At 72.4% G+C, this 1,147-nt stretch carries 1 protein-coding gene and 2 pseudogenes; all 3 read left to right on the top strand.

The window, feature by feature from the left end:
- Nucleotides 1–126 (top strand): annotated as a pseudogene (locus tag KV557_RS41845) (roadblock/LC7 domain-containing protein); the annotation flags it as partial.
- Nucleotides 127–287: 161 nt separating this feature from the next.
- The gene (locus KV557_RS44735) at nucleotides 288–986 is read left to right on the top strand and encodes a DUF742 domain-containing protein (protein ID WP_218207364.1); all 699 of its coding nucleotides are present in this window, start codon (nucleotides 288–290) and stop codon (nucleotides 984–986) included.
- A pseudogene (locus KV557_RS41835) lies at nucleotides 967–1,147 on the top strand (ATP/GTP-binding protein); the annotation flags it as partial. The gene KV557_RS44735 and the pseudogene KV557_RS41835, both read left to right, overlap by 20 nt.

The following is a 1,147-nucleotide window of genomic DNA, read 5'->3' as shown; positions in this document are numbered from 1 at the left end:
GTCCTGGCCGCCCCCGACTCCGACATCGGCCTGGTCGGCTACGAGATGGCCCTGCTCGTCGACCGCGCCGGCGCCGTCCTCACCCCCGCACTTCGCGCGGAACTCCAGGGCAGTCTCCTGCACTGACGGTTCGTCGGATACCGTCCAGGTATTCGAAGTACCTCCGCGTCCTTCCCGGGCCCGCTTCGGCGGGCTCGGGTTCGGACGTTGTACGGCCTTCGCACCACCGGCTCCGGACCTGCGCCGAAGCTCGAACCGCACCGCCGCACCCTGTGAGGAGAGGAACCGTGACACCGCCCGACGACCGCAGCGGCCAGTACGGCGTTCCGTACCCTGGCACAGGCCATGACGCCTTCGGAGCACCCGGCGTCGGCCCCGGTCAGCAGTACGGCAGGCCGCAGCCGCACGGCCAGGAGTACGGTCAGCAGCCGTACGGCCAGGCCCAGCATCCGTACGGCCAGCCGACGGAGCAGTACGGCCAGTACAGCCGGCACGGCCGGCACGGCCAGTACGCCCAGCCGCAGCCCTCGTTCGACGCGCCCCCGCCCGGCTACCCCGTGCCGCCCGCCGACCCCGGCGCCGCACCGGGCCACCGGCGGGACCAGGAGCCCGGGCACGTCGAGGAGTTCGAGGACGAGCCGGACGCCGGCCCGCTGATCCGGCCGTTCGCGATGACCGGCGGGCGCACCCGGCCGCGCTACGAACTCGCCCTGGAGGCCCTCGTCTCCGCCGACGTCGACCCGCAGCGCCTGGCCACCCTGCTCCCCGAGCACCAGCGGATCTGCACGCTGTGCACGGAGGTCAAATCCGTCGCTGAGGTCTCGGCGCTGCTCTCCCTTCCGCTGGGAGTGGCCCGCATCCTCGTGGCCGACCTGGCCGAGGCCGGCCTGGTCGCCATCCACCAGCCCGCTTCCGGCGGCGAATCCGGAAACCAGCCCGACGTCACGCTGCTCGAAAGGGTCCTCAGTGGACTTCGCAAGCTCTAACGCGGCCGCCCCCACCCGCGCCACCACCTCCGCGAAGATCGTCGTCGCGGGCGGCTTCGGTGTCGGCAAGACCACGCTCGTCGGCGCCGTCTCCGAGATCAACCCCCTGCGCACCGAAGCCGTCATGACCTCGGCCTCCGCCGGCATCGACGACATCAGCC

Origin of the sequence: Kitasatospora aureofaciens, assembly GCF_019192735.1 — a bacterium.
GTDB classification, from domain to species: domain Bacteria; phylum Actinomycetota; class Actinomycetes; order Streptomycetales; family Streptomycetaceae; genus Kitasatospora; species Kitasatospora aureofaciens_A.
Note: the sequence above shows the minus strand (reverse complement) of the source record. Positions and strands in the feature narration are given on the sequence as shown.